The sequence below is a fragment of the Streptomyces sp. NPDC058246 genome, from assembly GCF_042881985.1.
GTDB lineage: Bacteria > Actinomycetota > Actinomycetes > Streptomycetales > Streptomycetaceae > Streptomyces.
In genome coordinates, this window is record NZ_JBHVWZ010000033.1 from 33,715 (window position 1) to 47,719 (window position 14,005).

The following is a 14,005-nucleotide window of genomic DNA, read 5'->3' on the forward strand; positions in this document are numbered from 1 at the left end:
ATCGATGTACGAGGAGGGGGTCCGCCGTGGCCCGCACAGCCGACCGCGCCCGTATCGCGCTGGTCACCTACCGGCCGGGGGAGAAGGAGATCAGCGCGGACCGGGATCTTCCGGTGCTGAGGGCGGCTCTGGAGGCCGCCGGGGCCGAAGCCGTCGTCGCGTACTGGGACGACGTCGAGGTCGACTGGGCGGGATTCGATCTCGTGGTGATCCGGTCGACCTGGGACTACAGCTGGCGGGTGACGGAGTTCGTGGCGTGGGCCGAGCGCTGCGGGGGGCTGACGCGGCTCGCGAATCCGGCGGCGGTCGTGCGGTGGAACACCGACAAGCGGTACCTGGGGGATCTCGCGGCGGCGGGGGTTCCGGTCGTGCCGACCCGGTATCTCGCGCCGGGGGACGCGGTCGACCTTCCCGACGCCCACGAGTTCGTGGTGAAGCCCGCCGCCGGGGCGGGCGCGCGATACGCCGCCCGGTATGCGCCCGAGGAGCGGGAGACGGCCGTACGGCAGCTCGCGCGGATGCACGCGGAGGGGCTGACCGCGATGGTGCAGCCGTATGTGCGGAGCATCGACGCGGGTGGGGAGCGGGCGTTGCAGTTCTACGGCGGGCGGCTGCTGCACGCCAGCCGGAAGGGCGCCGTGCTGGAGCCGGGGACGCCGTTCGACGGCGCCAAGGTGCCGCATCCCCGGCTGCAGGTCTGGGAGCCGACGGACGCCGAACGGGCCGTCGCCGCAAGCGCGTTGGCCGCGGTACCGGGCGGGGCCGACACCCTCCTCTACGCCCGCGTCGATCTGGTCGACGGCGAGGACGGGGAGCCGTGCGTGATGGAGCTGGAGCTGGTCGAGCCGAATCTCTTCCTCTGGCTGCACCCGGGTTCGGTGTCCGCCGTCGTGGAGGCGATCGTCACGGCTGCAGCCCTTTGACGCCGACGCGTTGCAGCAGCCCCCACGTGAACTCCGCCGCGCACTCGTGGCGCACCCCCGACGCGTCGGGGGCCGTGAAGGCCAGGCCCCAGCGGGTGGGGGCCGTGCCCTCCAGGGGGCGGGCGGGGGCGAAGGCGTGGGCGGCCTCGTCGACCGTGCAGGACCAGGGGGTGAGGTCGTCCAGGGTCTCCAGGACCGGGCCGGGGGCTCCGGGGGCCCGCACCAGCCACTCGTTCCAGGCCACCCCGTTCGGGGCGACGAGGACCTCGAAGCGGAGGCCGGGCCAGAGGGGGACGGGCCAGAGGAGGGCCTCGCAGGCCAGGTCGCCGATCCGGCGGGGCGTGACGGACTCCGGCTCGCCGAGGATCGAGCGGTAGCGGGAGACCGCGCCGCGGGAGCGCGGGGCGTGCCGCATCGCCTGCCAGCGGCGGTTGGCCTCGCGCATGTCGGCGATGGAGACGCCCAGTTCGTGGCGGGCGCCCTCGACGAGGTCAGGGTTGTGGTCGGCCATGCGGCGCAGCAGGACCAGCTGGAAGTCGAGTGGGGTGAAGGGGCTGGTGGGGCGTTTGGCCGGCATGGGGTCCATGGTCGCGTACGCGGGCCTCGCCCGGGCGGCGGCCGTCCGGAAGGAACAGGACCGAGTTGACGTAACGGGGCCCGTGCGGCGGCAGCACCCGGCGCAGCAGGCCCTGGGAGACGACGTACGAGGTCGCGGCCTGGTGGGCCTCCAGGGGGAAGGAGGCGAGGGGGAGCCAGCCGGCGCCGGGGAGGACCCAGCCGTCGTAGCCGTGCTCGGTGAGGAGGGCGACGACCGGGGCGATCGGCTGGATACGGGACTCCAGCTCGACGAAGAGGGCCGGGCGGTCGCGGGTCAGCAGGGTGCGCGCCCCGCGCAGCACGGCCAGTTCGTTGCCGTCCACGTCGATCTTGATGAAGCCGACCTCGCGGAGGTCCAGGCTGTCGAGGGTGAGGCAGGGGACCGTCAGGGCGCGGGCGTGGATGTCCCTGCGGACCAGGGACGACACGCCTCGGTCGCCCGCGTCGTCCGGGGGCAGCCACAGGGGGGCCGTGCCCCGGTGGTCGGAGGCGGCGGCCCGGATCACGCGGACGTTCCCGGGGGTGGTGGCGGAGAGGAGCCGGGCCAGGTGGGGGACCGGTTCGACGGTCACCACGCGCCGGGCCCGGGTGGACAGCCGCCGGGTCCAGGGGCCGTACCAGCCGCCCACGTCCACGGCCGTCCCGCAGCCGGGCGGGCAGAGCTCGGAGAGCCGGGCCAGCTCGGGCTCGAAGCGCGGATACAGCCACCGGGCGGTGGCGGCGACCAGCCGGGTGGGCAGGAGCGGGGCGAGGCGGGCGGCCAGGGTCTTAGTCACGTGCCCCCTCCTGGGGCCGAGGTCTGTCATGGGGCCATCCGTTTGAGGAGTTCCTCGTGTTCGTCCTCCGTGACCTGCTCGCCGGAGGACGGCAGCAGTTGCGGGATGCCGTCGACGATCGGATAGCGGCGGTGCAGCCGAGGGTTGTAGAGAGCCTCTTGCGACGCGGAGGCGACCGACTCGTCCGGCAGGAGCAGAAGCAGCGGGCCCTTGTCGAGCGGGCAGGCCAGGATCTTCAGCAGCGGGTCGTCGGGGTTCATGGGGGCGTCAACTCCTTGGCACCGATGGGGGGTTGGGGCGCGGTGTCGTGCTTGGGCATGACGAGCAGCACCGACACCGCGAGGGCGGTGCCCGCCAGGCGCAGCGCGAGCCGCACCGGTTCGTGCGGGAGCGCCTCGCCGAACGCGAGCGTGCCGAGCACCGCCGTGAACAGACAGGTCACCGTCGTACAGACGGGCACGATCAGCGAGGCCCGGCAGCGCTGCAGCGCGGCCTGCGACATGACCAGGCCGAACGCGCCCGTGAAGAGGAGCAGATAGGGGTACGGGGAGCGGAGCAGGGCGACCACCGCGCCACCCAGGTCACGTGTGGTCAGGTAGCTGGACACGCCCTTGATGGCGAGCGAGCTGACGCCGTACAACAGGCCCACCGCCACGCCGTATTCGACGCCGGTGGTGGGCATCCGGTGCCGGTGCTGGGAACGGCGCTCGGCGGACGCGTACAGCCAGATGCCCGCCGCGAGCGAGGGCAGGCAGACCGTGAGGATCAGCGGTGCCGGGGCGCCGCGGCTCACCGTGTCCGTGCCCTGGCGCAGGGACAGCACGACCATCAGCAGGGCCGCGAGGATGGCGCCGAGCGCGTACCGCTCGCGGCCGGTCGTCTCCTCGCCGAGCAGCCGGGAGGACAGGAGCACCAGCAGGACCAGCCCGGAGACGAAGATGCCCTGGGCGGCGGCGATCGGAAGGGTGCGGTAGACGGCGAGCTGGGCGCCGAAGCCGGCGGCGAGGGCCAGTGAGCCGCCGATCCACAGCGGGCTGCCGAGGACCAGGCGCAGCAGCCGCGCCGGACGGCGGATGTCCACCTCGGGCAGGGCCGCCAACGCGCGTTTCTCCAGGACGAATCCGGTGCTGTACAGGACGTTCGCCAGCAGGGCCGCGGCCACTCCCCACCACATGGGCTACGTCCTTCGCGCGTGCAGCAGGAGGATGGAGGCCGCCGAGGGAACCGCGCAGGCCAGCCGGTCCAGCGGGCGCAGCGGGCGCGGTACGCCGTGGAAGGGCGCGCCCGCCAGCCGTACGACCTTAAAGCCCGACGCGGTCACGAACTCCCGCAGCGCGCGTGCCGTGTAGAGCCGCAGATGGCCCACGACCTCGCTGCCCGGGCGGCCGTGGATCGCGCGCAGGCTCACCTCCGAGAAGACCGGCTGGACGCCGGCGAGCAGCAGGGCGCGGTTGTACCAGGCGGCGAGGTTCGGGGTGGAGAGCATCAAATGGCCGCCGGGGCGCAGGACTCGGCGGATCTCGTCGAGTGCGCTGTCCGGGTCCACGAGGTGCTCGACGACCTCGCTGAAGAGCACCGCGTCGCCCGAGGCCGTCCTGAACGGCAGTCCGCCCTCGGTGAGTTCGCCGCGGATCGCGTACGGGATGCGGGCGTGGGCGCGTCTGAGGGCGTCCTGGGACCAGTCGACGCCGATCAGATGGTGCCCGGCGAGGAGGGGGGCGGCGGTCGCGGCGGCGGTGCCGTCGCCGCAGCCGATGTCCAGGACGGTCTTCACGCCCGCCGTGGCCGGGCCGAGCGCGGCGGCCAGCATGCGGGCCTGGCGCAGGCTGCGCGGAGTGCCGGAGGCGACGGGGACGGCGGGATCCTCGTAGAAGTCGCGAAGTCCCCCGCGTACGGCGGTGGTCGAGGTGGTGGTCGCGGGAGTCATGGAGAGCCCTCCTCCGTGGCGTGCAGGTAGTGCTCGAAGAGGTCGCGGAGATGGGCGCCGTCGCCGTGGCCGAGCAGGGTGCGCGACCAGCGCAACGCGAGGTGCAGGCGGCCCGCGGTGGACGCGGTCGTGACGGTGAGGCCACGGGGCATGCGGGCCGGGGCCGAGAACCACACCGCGTGCGCGCGGCCCGCCGTCCCGCCGAAGTCCAGGGAGTACGGGATCCGCCCGATGTTGCTCAGCAGGGTGGTCGACGTCCAGGGGCCGGCGGCCCTGCGCAGACCGCGGGTGAGGGCGGCGCGCCATGCCACCGGGACGATCGGGGCGGTCAACAGGTCTGCTCCGTGGCCCAGTTGGGGGCGGTCGAGGGACTTCAGGGCGCGGGTGCGGTTCGCCGTGCGGCGCAGCAGCTCGCCCATGGCGTGGGCGTTCACCTCGTCGGCGGCGAAGGTGACCTCGACGAGTCTCGTCCCGTTGCCGATCGGCATGTCCGTGCCCCGGGGGCGGTCGTCGACCGGCATCGTGATGCGCAGCGGGCGGGGGCGGGCGCCGTGTTCTCTGTTCCAGTGGGCGATCATCAGGGCGGTCGCGGCCATGAGCTGGTCGTTCACCGTGTACGGGGCGTTCCTGGGGCGGCGCGGGACACTGAGCTCGGTGACCAGCAGGCCGTTGCCGGGGGAGGGTTCGGGGGTGCCCGGGGCGACCCTCGCGGGTGGTGTCCAGGTGGAGGGGGCGTCCACCCGGGGGGTGTCCGTCGGGTCGGGGAGACGCACCGGGGGCGCGGCGGGCGTGTTGTCCTTGCCTCCGTACAGCTCGGCTGCCGTGGCCAGGATGCGGAGGCAGGCGGGGCCGTCCAGGGCCGTGTGGTTGATGGTGAGGAAGAGGACTGTGCCCCTGGGGTGTGGGTGCCCTGGGGCGGGGCCTGCGTGGGGGGAGGCCGGCGAGCCCGGCGCCCGCGGGGTGCCGCTGTGCCCACCCTCCCGCACGTTCTCGGCTTCGCTCGAACAGGGGGGACCCCCATCGCCCCTGGCGCCGCGCAGGCCCACAGCCGCGTCGGCCTCGACGGCGCCTACCGCGTCCGTCGCCTCGCTTCCCACCGCCGGGCCCGCGCCGTCCACCACCTCCAGGCGTATCGGTGGGGACAACGACAGGGGCGGGGTCTCCAGGAGGGCCCTGGTCCGCGCGTCCCGGAGGGCGTCGGAGCCGGCGGCTGTGAACGACACCACCTCCACGTCCGGGTCCGTGGTCAGTTCCCACTCGTAGCGCCGGCGGTACCAAGGGCCCGGGGCCTCGCGCATCAGGATGCGCGGGTGGCGGTGGAGGGCCTCGGTGAACGCGGTCTTCAGGCGGGCAGGGTCCAGGCGGCCGGGCAGGTGGACCTCGATGTGGACCGTTTCCGGCTCCTGCTCCTGGAGGCAGTGGCGGGCGACCTCGTCCACCACCGGGAACGGGACGCGGGCGGGAGGCCGGAGCGGACCGTCCGTGCCGTCCCGTGCCGGGTGCTCCACTGCTGTCATGGGGTGTCGCCCCTCCCCGTGTCGTTCTTGGCGCCGGGATCCTCGGGCTCAGTCGCCCGGAACCTCGGTCTGCGGAACGCGATGCGTGCCGTCGGGGGATCGGGCGGCTCGGGCTGCGCCGAACCGGGGCCGCGGGCGGAGACGGTCGGGCCGGCGGTCACACCGGAGGAGGCGGGTTCCGAAGCGCCGGGCTCCGTACCCGGCGTGCCCGCTGCAGGAGTGGCCCCGGGCCCCCCGCTCTCCCCCCGCACCCGCCGCGGCAGCGGTGCCGTCGGAGCCTGCGACGAGGCCGGCACCGGAGCCGCCGGGGGCACCGGGTGCGCCGCCCAGCGAGAGGCCGTCGCGCCGGCGGCGCGCGGTTCCCCGACGCTCACCAGACCGGCGAACAGGCCGATCAACGCCAGCAGTTGGGCCACCGGCCCGAACGCTCCCCCGTCCGCCGACACCGGCGAGCCCGCTCCCGTGGCGGCAGCGATCCCGGCCCCCGCGAGGGCGAGGAACGCGATCGGTACGAGCAGGGTGTGCCGGCGTCGGGCGAGCAGGGCGAGTGCCGGGACCAGCAGGGCGAAGAAGCCCGCGATCACGATCCCGACCAGGGTGAGGGCGACCAGCCCGAGCCAGAGCCCGGGCAGCGGCGGTACCGGCTGCGGCTCGTCGGGGTTGGGTGAGCGACGGCGCCACAGGACGAGGCCCACGAGAGCCGCCACGGCGACGCCGCCGCCGATCAGCCCGGCCTTGTACGTGGTGGCGGGCTCGTACGACAGCTTGACGGTGCCGCCCGCCCCGGACGGGATCCGCCAGCCCTGCTGCCAGCCGTCGAGCCGTACCGGCGTGAGCTCCTTGCCGTTCAGGGTGGCCTTCCAGCCGTCGTTGTAGTTCTCGTACGTCGTCAGGTACGAGGCCGCGCCCGAGCCGACCGTCACCGTACGGCGGTCGCCCAGCCAGTCCCGTATCGCGAGGTCGCGCCCGGCGGTGGTGGCCTCCGGGACGGTGCCGCGGGTCAGTGTCACGTCCGTGAGGGCGAGCGGTCCGCCGTCGCCCGCCTCGACACGGTGCGAGCCGCCGGTGAGCTCCAAGGCCGCGTCCGTGCGCCCTTCCTGGCAGGGCGTCACCTCGACGCGCCGACGCTCGACCAGGTCGCCCACCGTCCCCGTCACGCTCGTCTCGTACAGCTTCCCGTCCACCGCGACGACCGGGCCCTTACCGCAGGGGAGTGTGAACTTCCGGGTGCTGGAGGGTTGCGGGGTGCGGTACTGGTCCAGGCCCGGGATGTAGGCCTCCGTGAGTCCGACCGGGAGCTGCAGGTCGTCGTCGGCGACCGGGTTGTGGACGGTCAGGGGCGCGGTCTCGGTGACGGTGATGTCGAGGTGCTCGGTGGTGATGGGGTCGAAGCGGGCCCAGCCGTTCTCGTCGACGCCGACGATCGCCGCCCCGTCCGGGGAGCTGATGTTCACCTTCGTCGGGCGGGTCGACAGGCCTCCCGCCGGGGCGAGCACGATCGAGGAGACCGGCTGCTTGCCGGTCCAGCTCAGATGGATCGTCGGGTTGTCGCCCGCGATCCACGCGGTCGTCAGGTCACCGTCCGTGAGATTGCGCGCCGACAGACCGGCGCCCAGCCCGGCCGTCGAGTCCGCCGTCGCGGTGATCCGGCTCTGCTGCTCGGGCGCGACCTCGTAGAGCAGCTTGTCGAGGCCCTCGCCCGGCACCGGGACCGCGCTCGCCTTCATCTCGTACGATCCCGCCGTCGAGGTCGAGAAGGTGCGGTGCAGGCCGGCTTCGGTGCCCGTCGGGGAGAGTCCGGTCGGGTCGGTGGTGCGGTGCAGCGAGACGATCTCGGAGGAGGCGTCGGAACCGGAGGCGTCCGTGGGGAGCTTCAGCAGCCGGGTCACCTGGACGTCCGGCAGATCGATCTCCGAGAAGCCCGCGCCGGTGAGACCCGCGTGCTGCTCGGTGGAGCCGACGATCGTGATCTTCAGCCAACTCGTCGAGCCGGGGCGGGCCTTGATCGACTGGGCCATGCCGTTCGGCTGGAGATAGCTGGTGACGGAGCCCTTCTCCGTCTCCACCCGCACCCGCGTCGCCGCCGAGCGGACGCCGTCCTGGGGCAGCGGAGTCACCTTGAACGACGACGGGACGTCGACGGCCCCCTCGAAGCGGATCCGCAGCCACTGCCCGTTCGCCGAGCCCGCCGCGCCCTCGGCCCACGCCGTGTCGGGGTTGCCGTCGAAGGCGTTCACGGGGTCGTACTGCGGGAGGTGGAAGAGCCAGTTTCCGGTCGACGAGGCGGTCACCGAGCGGGCGCCGCGCAGTTGGGCGACCGTCTGGTGTCGGATGCCCTTGGCCGGCAGGATCTGGTGCGGTTTCGCGCCGGGGTTCTGGACGCTGTCACTGTCGTTGCGCTGATCGGGCGTGTAGGTGTACGAGGTGTTGCTGTTGAGCAGGCCGAAGCGGGTGTCGGCGCGGCGCAGCCCGTCCCCGACCACCTGCACCGGCGAGGTGCCAAGGCCCGGATGGTTGTCGCCGGTCAGCACGGCGGCGCGGCCCCGCATCGAGGGGTCGGCGGCCAGCGGGAGCAGGGCCTCGGGGCCGCCCGACACGACGGCCGTGTCCGCGATCGGCTTCAGCCCGGCCTGCCCGGGCCTCGGCACGTCCTGGTCGGCCGGCGCGTAGATCTCGACGGATCGCTGGCGCGGATACAGGCCCTCGACCTGCATGGGCGTGTCGTTCGCGATCCGCCCGCCGGTCGTCACCGGCCCGAAACCGGTGATGCGCCGGTAGCCGGACTCCTCCAGGCTCCGCTTCACGGTCGCGGTCGGCACATAGCCGATCTGGTCGGGGTCCAGGTCATTGCGTACGACGACGTAGTAGAGCCCGGCCCGGCTCAAGTAGTCGGCGAGGCCCGGGACTTGGCCGCCCGTCATCAGCGCCTGCTCGACGGCGTCCATGGCGCGCCGGTTGCCCGCGGTGCCGAAGGGGACGTAGTCCCGCTGGGCCCAGCGGGAGTCGGCGAGCACGTCGAGGGGCTGGTCGATGGGGGAGCCCCAGGTGTAGATGCCGTGCGCGGTGGCGGGCACGACGAGCGCACGGGAGTCCGGGGAGTACTTCTTCAGCCAGTCGGCCGTGGACTGCCAGTACGCGGGGAGCCGCTGGAACGAGCCCGGTTGCAGGATCGACCCGTTGAGATAGGGCCAGGCGAGCCCCGGCAGGATCAGCACCGCAGCGACGAGCGGCGCGAGACGACGGCCGCGTACGGGGCGGGCACCGCGCGTCTGGGAGGCGACGCCGACCAGATGCGCGAGGCCGAAGACCAGGGCGAGCGCCAGCCCCGTCTGGAACTTGTAGATGTTGCGGAAGGGGACGAGCCAGCCGTTCAGCCAGTCCTGGACCACCCCATGGAAGGGCGCTCCGAACGAACCGCCGTACCCGGCCAGGGTGATGAGCGCGACGGACACCACGGTGAGCACGAGCCAGCGGCGCTCCGGCATGTCGCGTCTCGCCAGCCCGGCCAGCCCCAGCCCGGCCGCGAGCGCCGAACAGACGATCACGATCGCCGAGGCGGCGACGGTCCAGCCGGCCGGCAGCCAGGCCTCGCCGAAATGCAGATACGCGACCCAGTTGCCGGCCCCGCGCAGGCTCTCGGTCGCCGACATGGTGCCGGTCGTGGTGGCCGAAGTCTCCACGTAGGGAAGGAAGTTCTCGCCGTAGACGCCGAGCATCAGCAGGGCGGTCCACCACCAGGCCGTCGCCAGGATCACGCCCGGCACCCACCAGGCGATCAGCTTGCGCTGCCGCGGCCCGCGCGGACGGGAGAGGAGATACAGCCCGACCGGGAGCAGCGAGGCCAGGGTCGCGGCCGCGTTCACACCGCCCATGAAGGGGACGACCAGCGCCGAGCGGAGGGCGGCGATCCGGGCCGAGTACCGCTCGTTCGTCAGCGGCAGCAGCACCCAGGGGAGGAAGGCGCCGGGCAGCGCGGCGGCCGAGGTCGAGCCGACGACGATCGTGAAGACCGGCCACAGCGCGTAGGCGACGGCGGCGAGCAGCCTTGAAGAGCCGCTCCCGATCCGCAGCCGCTCGGCCAGCCGCAGCGCGCCCCAGAAGGCGACGGACACCACGAGCGACAGCCACAGCCGCTCGGCCAGCCACACCGGCAGATGGACCAGCCTGCACAGGCCGTAGAACGGCAGCATCGGCCAGACGTAACCGACGTACTGGTCCTGGATGCCGCCGAAACCGCCCCGGTCGTGCCACAACTGGCCCAGATCGGAGAGGAACTGCCAGGGGTCGAGCGCGACACCGAGCTTGGTGTCGAAGGTCGTCCGCCCCGGGTGCACGACCAGGAACAGCACGAACACCACGGCCCAGAACCCCAGCAGCCAGCGCCGCGACCGCGGCCCCTCCGGCGGTCCGGAGGTGAGGGCCCCGGGGCGGACGGCTGCCGGGGGAGGAGCCTGGACCGTGGTCGTCATGGTGGGCACCGCCGGAGGATGAGGAGGAGATTCCAGGTGGCGAACTCGCGCAGCCCGGGCGCCTTCGCGACGGCTCCCGCGAGGAACGGCCAGTAGCGGGAGCGCGCCGCGACGACCGTGACGTCGTCGCGGGCGCGCACCTGCCGCAGGGTGGTGCCGATGTGCACGGCGAAGAGGTTCTCGCCGAGGGTGTGCTTGGCTGCCTTGCCGGTACGGCGGCGGTAGCGGGCCCGGGCCCGCTCGGCGCCGAAGTAGTGCCAGGGCGCCCACTCGTGGCCGCCCCACGGGGAGAGCCAGTTGGTGAACGAGACGTAGATCAGCCCGTCCGGGCGGGTCACGCGCACCATTTCGCTCAGGAACGTCTGCGGATCGGCCACGTGCTCCAGGACGTTGGAGGAGAAGCAGACGTCGGCGACCCCGTCCGCCAGCGGCAGCAGATACCCGTCGGCGACGACCGCGGCCTGCGGTGGCTTCGGCCCCAACTCCCGTACGTCCGGCTCGAAGAGGTACGCGTGCGCGCCGCGCCGCCGGAACTCCTCGGTGAAGTACCCGCTGCCGCCACCGACGTCCACGACGGTGCGGCCCGCGACGGTACCGCCGTACGCCTCCACCTGGTCGGCGGCGTCCCGGGCGAGCAGCGAGTAGCAGCCCTCGGGGTCGTCCTGCTCGTGCAGGAAGGCGCGGAAGAGGGCGACGGACCGGCGTATGGAGGGGTCCTTGAGGCCGGTACCCACACCCTCGTCGGGGGCTGTCACGGCGTCCAGCCCCTCACCGCCTCCGCGGCCACCGCTCTGAACTGGCGGACCGTGTGGTTCCAGCGGTAGCGGGCCGCGCGGTCGCGGGCCGCCTTGCCCATCAGGGTGCGGCGGTGGGTGGACAGGGCGAGCGTGCACCAGGCCGCCGCGAAGGAGGACTCCCCACGGGCCAGCAGACCCGTCTCGCCGTCCACCACGGAGTCGCGCAGTCCGGGTACGTCGAAGGCGATGGCCGGGGTCTCGCGCGCGGCGGCCTCGGTGACCACCAGGCCCCAGCCCTCCACGGCGGACGGATGCAGCAGCAGCCAGGCCGCGCAGAGCAGCCGGTGTTTCTCGGCCTCGGAGACATGTCCGGCGAACTCGACGCCCGGACCGGCGAGTTGTTCGAGGCGTTCCCGTTCGGGGCCGTCTCCGACGATCACCAGCCGGCCGCCGGTGACCGGGCGGACCCGCTCCCACAGCCGCAGCAGCAGATCGATCCGCTTGTACTCCACGAGCCGCCCCATCGCCACGAACAGCGGCTCCGGCGAGCGCGTGGCCCGCGGCCCCGGCTCCTCGACCCCGTTGTGCACGACCCGGATGCGGTCCCGCTCGACCCCGATCGCGCGCAGGGCGTGTGCCGTCGACGGAGAGACGGCGACCAGCAGATTACGGCGCTGTGCGCCGGCCAGCGCCCAGTGTTCGAGTCTTCGGCCCAGCCGGGCGGCGGGCGCCAGCGGTCCGCCGAACCGCATCTTCCACAGGTCCGTGTGGACGTGGTTGACCAGGCAGAGGGTCGGGCCGCGGTGCCACAGGGGGGCCAGGTACGGCAGGCCGTTGCACACCTCGACCAGCAGGTCGCAGTCGCCCACCTGGCGGTGGAACGCGGGGCGGGCGCGCAGAAAGTGGCCCAGGTCGCCGCCCGCTGAGACGACCCGGTAGTCGCGGTAGGCCGCGGGGCCGCCACACAGCAGGGTGACCTGGTGGCCGAGGCCGGTCAGCCCTTCGGCCAGCCGGTCGACCAGCAGTTCGGAGCCGCCCGCCGCCGGATTGCCGAGATCGCGGCGGGCGAGAAAAACGATACGGCGCGGCTGTGGGGGGAGCGCCGGGAGGTGCTGCGCGGGGCGCGGGAACGCGGCGCGCAGCGAGGAAGGCACGTGCTGGGGCATAGGTGCTCCAACTCGTCTCAGGGTGCGGAACTCAGCGTGGGGGGCAGGGCGTGGAACGGGTGGAACGGGTGGAACGAACCAGCGGGCGGAACGAACCAGTGGGGGCAATGGGCGAGCGGGTGGCGCATGTGGTGGCACTGGTGGTGGCACGGATAGCGCGGGTGGATCGGCCGAGCGGTCACGCGGGAGAATCTTCCGGGCTGTGGGGGTTTTGAGCGTTCGCTGTAACCGGGATGTGGGCGGGCTGTGCTCGGGTGGGGTTGGACAGTTTTCGCCCAGCGGTTCGATGCGGCTACTCACCGGGATGACAATTTCCGGGCTTTGTGGAGCTGACGCCGCATCACATCGTGAGCGGAGACGGGGACGACCCGGACGTATCGGGATCCGGTCGCCCGCGTACCACCAGAACGACACCCGCCACGGCCAGGACGAACCCGAGCACACCGGCACCGATGGGCAACGTCTGCCCCACCATGCGCAGTTGACCGCTCTCGGCCTTCGCCTGGTCCACCTGGTCCTTCTGTGTCGCGGCCGTGAAGGCCAGCTTCCGGCTGTCCAGGAGCACCGCGGCGTCCTTCTTGCCGCCCGGGGCGCGCAGTGTCTTGCGCGGGCCGACCTGCGCGTAGACCACCCGGCCGGTGCGCTGGTCGACGACCAGCTCGATCAGGTGGTTGGCGTACCACTCCTCGGCGAGCACCTGGCTGCGCTGCGGCTGCCCGACGATCGCGCCCGGCACCAGCCGGGTTCCGGTCCTGGTCGGGGGGACCGTTCCGGTGAACCGGTAGCCCTCGTACCCCTGGATCTTCTTGGTGCCCTTGTAGTGCAGGGTGACCGTCGCGCCCAGCGAGTTGTCCCACCAGCGGTACGAGCGTTTCTGCACGTCGAAGGGGAACTTGAGGTAGGCCTCGCCCTGGAAGTACGGCTTCTCCTGGCAGCAGTGGGCCGGCGCGTTGGTCCTCCGGTCGGTGACCCAGCGGCCCGGGGTGAACTCCAGGGCGTCGTGCGGGTCGGCCGCGGGCAGCGACTTGTCCGTGTCGACCGTGGTCGTCACGTCCCAGACGGCCTTTCCGCTGCGCTCGCTGTCGGCGACGTCGCCGCGCACCTTCTGGGTGACGGTGATCCGCTGTCCGGGCACGGTCGCGACCTTGTCGACGTCGAAGACGCTGCCCGAGCCGGTGTAGACGGCGGTGGTGTCGATGTCGATCGGGTTCACGGCGGCACGTGGTTCCACGTACCAGACCAGCATCGGGGCCAGCACGAGCAGGAAGGTGCCGAGGCCGAGAAGGATCAGTGAGGCGGGTGAGGCTGTGCGGCGCATCCGGGCACTCCAGGGGCGTGAGGAGGCTCGACGCACGGGTGATATCAGGTGGTACGAGGAGATACGGATGCGTCGACACCAGGAGGGAAAGTGCACGTGCGGTACGGGCCGGGAACCGTAGGCGCACCCTTGACGGAGTGTCAATGCATTGTCGAGACTGAGGACTTGCCGGACGGGACCGGCGAACCGTCACCGGGCGGGACCGGTGGACGGTCATCGGGCGGGACCGGTGGACGGTCATCGGGCGGGACCGGTGACCACTCACCGGAAGCGACCGGTGACCAGTCATCGGACGCGACCGGTGGACGGTTCACCGGAAGCGACCGGTGGACGGGAACGGGCAGGAGCCGCGGGGCCGCACGACCACGGCCGCGTGGAGTGCCGGGGTGGGGACGACCTCCGACAGAGAGGCTGACCCTGCGATGTCCAGACTGCTCGCCGCCGCACTCACCGTCGCGGCCGCTGCCGCGCTCGCCGTGGGCGCCGCGCTCGGTGTCGTCGCGCTGCTCGACGCGACCCCGGACCAGCCGAACACCCCATTGATCACCTACGAGAATGCCGGCCAGGAGCGTTGA

Annotated in this window: 12 protein-coding genes; 2 read left to right on the forward strand and 10 right to left on the reverse strand. The window is 72.8% G+C overall.

The window, feature by feature from the left end; genetic code table 11:
* Window positions 1–26: 26 nt before the first annotated feature.
* A complete protein-coding gene (locus ACFVXA_RS33440; protein WP_390028153.1) occupies window positions 27–923 on the forward strand; it encodes a hypothetical protein in 897 nt (298 codons plus the stop codon).
* Here ACFVXA_RS33440 and ACFVXA_RS33445 read toward each other — a convergent pair.
* The 10 genes from ACFVXA_RS33445 to ACFVXA_RS33490 form a co-directional block, all read right to left on the reverse strand.
* Window positions 904–1,509: a hypothetical protein gene (locus ACFVXA_RS33445; RefSeq protein WP_390028154.1), complete on the reverse strand. Its 606-nt coding sequence runs from the start codon at window positions 1,507–1,509 to the stop codon at window positions 904–906. The genes ACFVXA_RS33440 and ACFVXA_RS33445 overlap by 20 nt on opposite strands.
* On the reverse strand, window positions 1,415–2,296 hold the full coding sequence (locus tag ACFVXA_RS33450; protein ID WP_390028155.1) for an FkbM family methyltransferase: 882 nt from the start codon (window positions 2,294–2,296) through the stop codon (window positions 1,415–1,417). The genes ACFVXA_RS33445 and ACFVXA_RS33450 overlap by 95 nt, the downstream gene beginning before the upstream one ends.
* 26 nt (window positions 2,297–2,322) lie before the next feature.
* Window positions 2,323–2,556 carry a Trm112 family protein gene (locus ACFVXA_RS33455; RefSeq protein ID WP_362024586.1) on the reverse strand — a complete coding sequence of 78 codons (234 nt, stop codon included), beginning with the start codon at window positions 2,554–2,556 and terminating at the stop codon, window positions 2,323–2,325.
* Complete coding sequence (locus tag ACFVXA_RS33460) at window positions 2,553–3,458, reverse strand: hypothetical protein (RefSeq protein ID WP_362024743.1); 906 nt, start codon at window positions 3,456–3,458, stop codon at window positions 2,553–2,555. The genes ACFVXA_RS33455 and ACFVXA_RS33460 overlap by 4 nt, the downstream gene beginning before the upstream one ends.
* Before the next feature lie 15 nt (window positions 3,459–3,473).
* On the reverse strand, window positions 3,474–4,223 hold the full coding sequence (locus ACFVXA_RS33465) for a class I SAM-dependent methyltransferase (protein ID WP_384401569.1): 750 nt from the start codon (window positions 4,221–4,223) through the stop codon (window positions 3,474–3,476).
* Complete coding sequence (locus ACFVXA_RS33470) at window positions 4,220–5,740, reverse strand: condensation protein (RefSeq protein WP_383909289.1); 1,521 nt, start codon at window positions 5,738–5,740, stop codon at window positions 4,220–4,222. Before ACFVXA_RS33470 ends, ACFVXA_RS33465 begins: the two co-directional genes overlap by 4 nt.
* On the reverse strand, window positions 5,737–10,209 hold the full coding sequence (locus ACFVXA_RS33475) for an alpha-(1->3)-arabinofuranosyltransferase family protein (protein ID WP_390028174.1): 4,473 nt from the start codon (window positions 10,207–10,209) through the stop codon (window positions 5,737–5,739). Before ACFVXA_RS33475 ends, ACFVXA_RS33470 begins: the two co-directional genes overlap by 4 nt.
* Complete coding sequence (locus ACFVXA_RS33480) at window positions 10,206–10,964, reverse strand: class I SAM-dependent methyltransferase (RefSeq protein WP_383736121.1); 759 nt, start codon at window positions 10,962–10,964, stop codon at window positions 10,206–10,208. The genes ACFVXA_RS33475 and ACFVXA_RS33480 overlap by 4 nt, the downstream gene beginning before the upstream one ends.
* Window positions 10,961–12,112, reverse strand: a complete 1,152-nt coding sequence (locus ACFVXA_RS33485) for a glycosyltransferase family 4 protein (protein WP_383909292.1) — start codon at window positions 12,110–12,112, stop codon at window positions 10,961–10,963. Before ACFVXA_RS33485 ends, ACFVXA_RS33480 begins: the two co-directional genes overlap by 4 nt.
* Before the next feature lie 340 nt (window positions 12,113–12,452).
* On the reverse strand, window positions 12,453–13,430 hold the full coding sequence (locus tag ACFVXA_RS33490; RefSeq protein WP_362024604.1) for a DUF3068 domain-containing protein: 978 nt from the start codon (window positions 13,428–13,430) through the stop codon (window positions 12,453–12,455).
* 422 nt (window positions 13,431–13,852) lie between these two features.
* Between ACFVXA_RS33490 and ACFVXA_RS33495 the strand changes: the two genes are divergently transcribed.
* On the forward strand, window positions 13,853–14,005 hold the full coding sequence (locus ACFVXA_RS33495) for a hypothetical protein (RefSeq protein WP_362024606.1): 153 nt from the start codon (window positions 13,853–13,855) through the stop codon (window positions 14,003–14,005).

Bases quoted from the DNA above. Each gene is read 5' to 3' on its own strand.
- ACFVXA_RS33445 (WP_390028154.1), bottom strand. From the start codon at position 1,509: ATGGACCCCATGCCGGCCAAACGCCCCACCAGCCCCTTCACCCCACTC.
- ACFVXA_RS33455 (WP_362024586.1), bottom strand. From the start codon at position 2,556: ATGAACCCCGACGACCCGCTGCTGAAGATCCTGGCCTGCCCGCTCGAC.
- ACFVXA_RS33465 (WP_384401569.1), bottom strand. From the start codon at position 4,223: ATGACTCCCGCGACCACCACCTCGACCACCGCCGTACGCGGGGGACTT.
- ACFVXA_RS33470 (WP_383909289.1), bottom strand. From the start codon at position 5,740: ATGACAGCAGTGGAGCACCCGGCACGGGACGGCACGGACGGTCCGCTC.
- ACFVXA_RS33475 (WP_390028174.1), bottom strand. From the start codon at position 10,209: ATGACGACCACGGTCCAGGCTCCTCCCCCGGCAGCCGTCCGCCCCGGG.
- ACFVXA_RS33485 (WP_383909292.1), bottom strand. From the start codon at position 12,112: ATGCCCCAGCACGTGCCTTCCTCGCTGCGCGCCGCGTTCCCGCGCCCC.
- ACFVXA_RS33490 (WP_362024604.1), bottom strand. From the start codon at position 13,430: ATGCGCCGCACAGCCTCACCCGCCTCACTGATCCTTCTCGGCCTCGGC.
- ACFVXA_RS33495 (WP_362024606.1), top strand. From the start codon at position 13,853: ATGTCCAGACTGCTCGCCGCCGCACTCACCGTCGCGGCCGCTGCCGCG.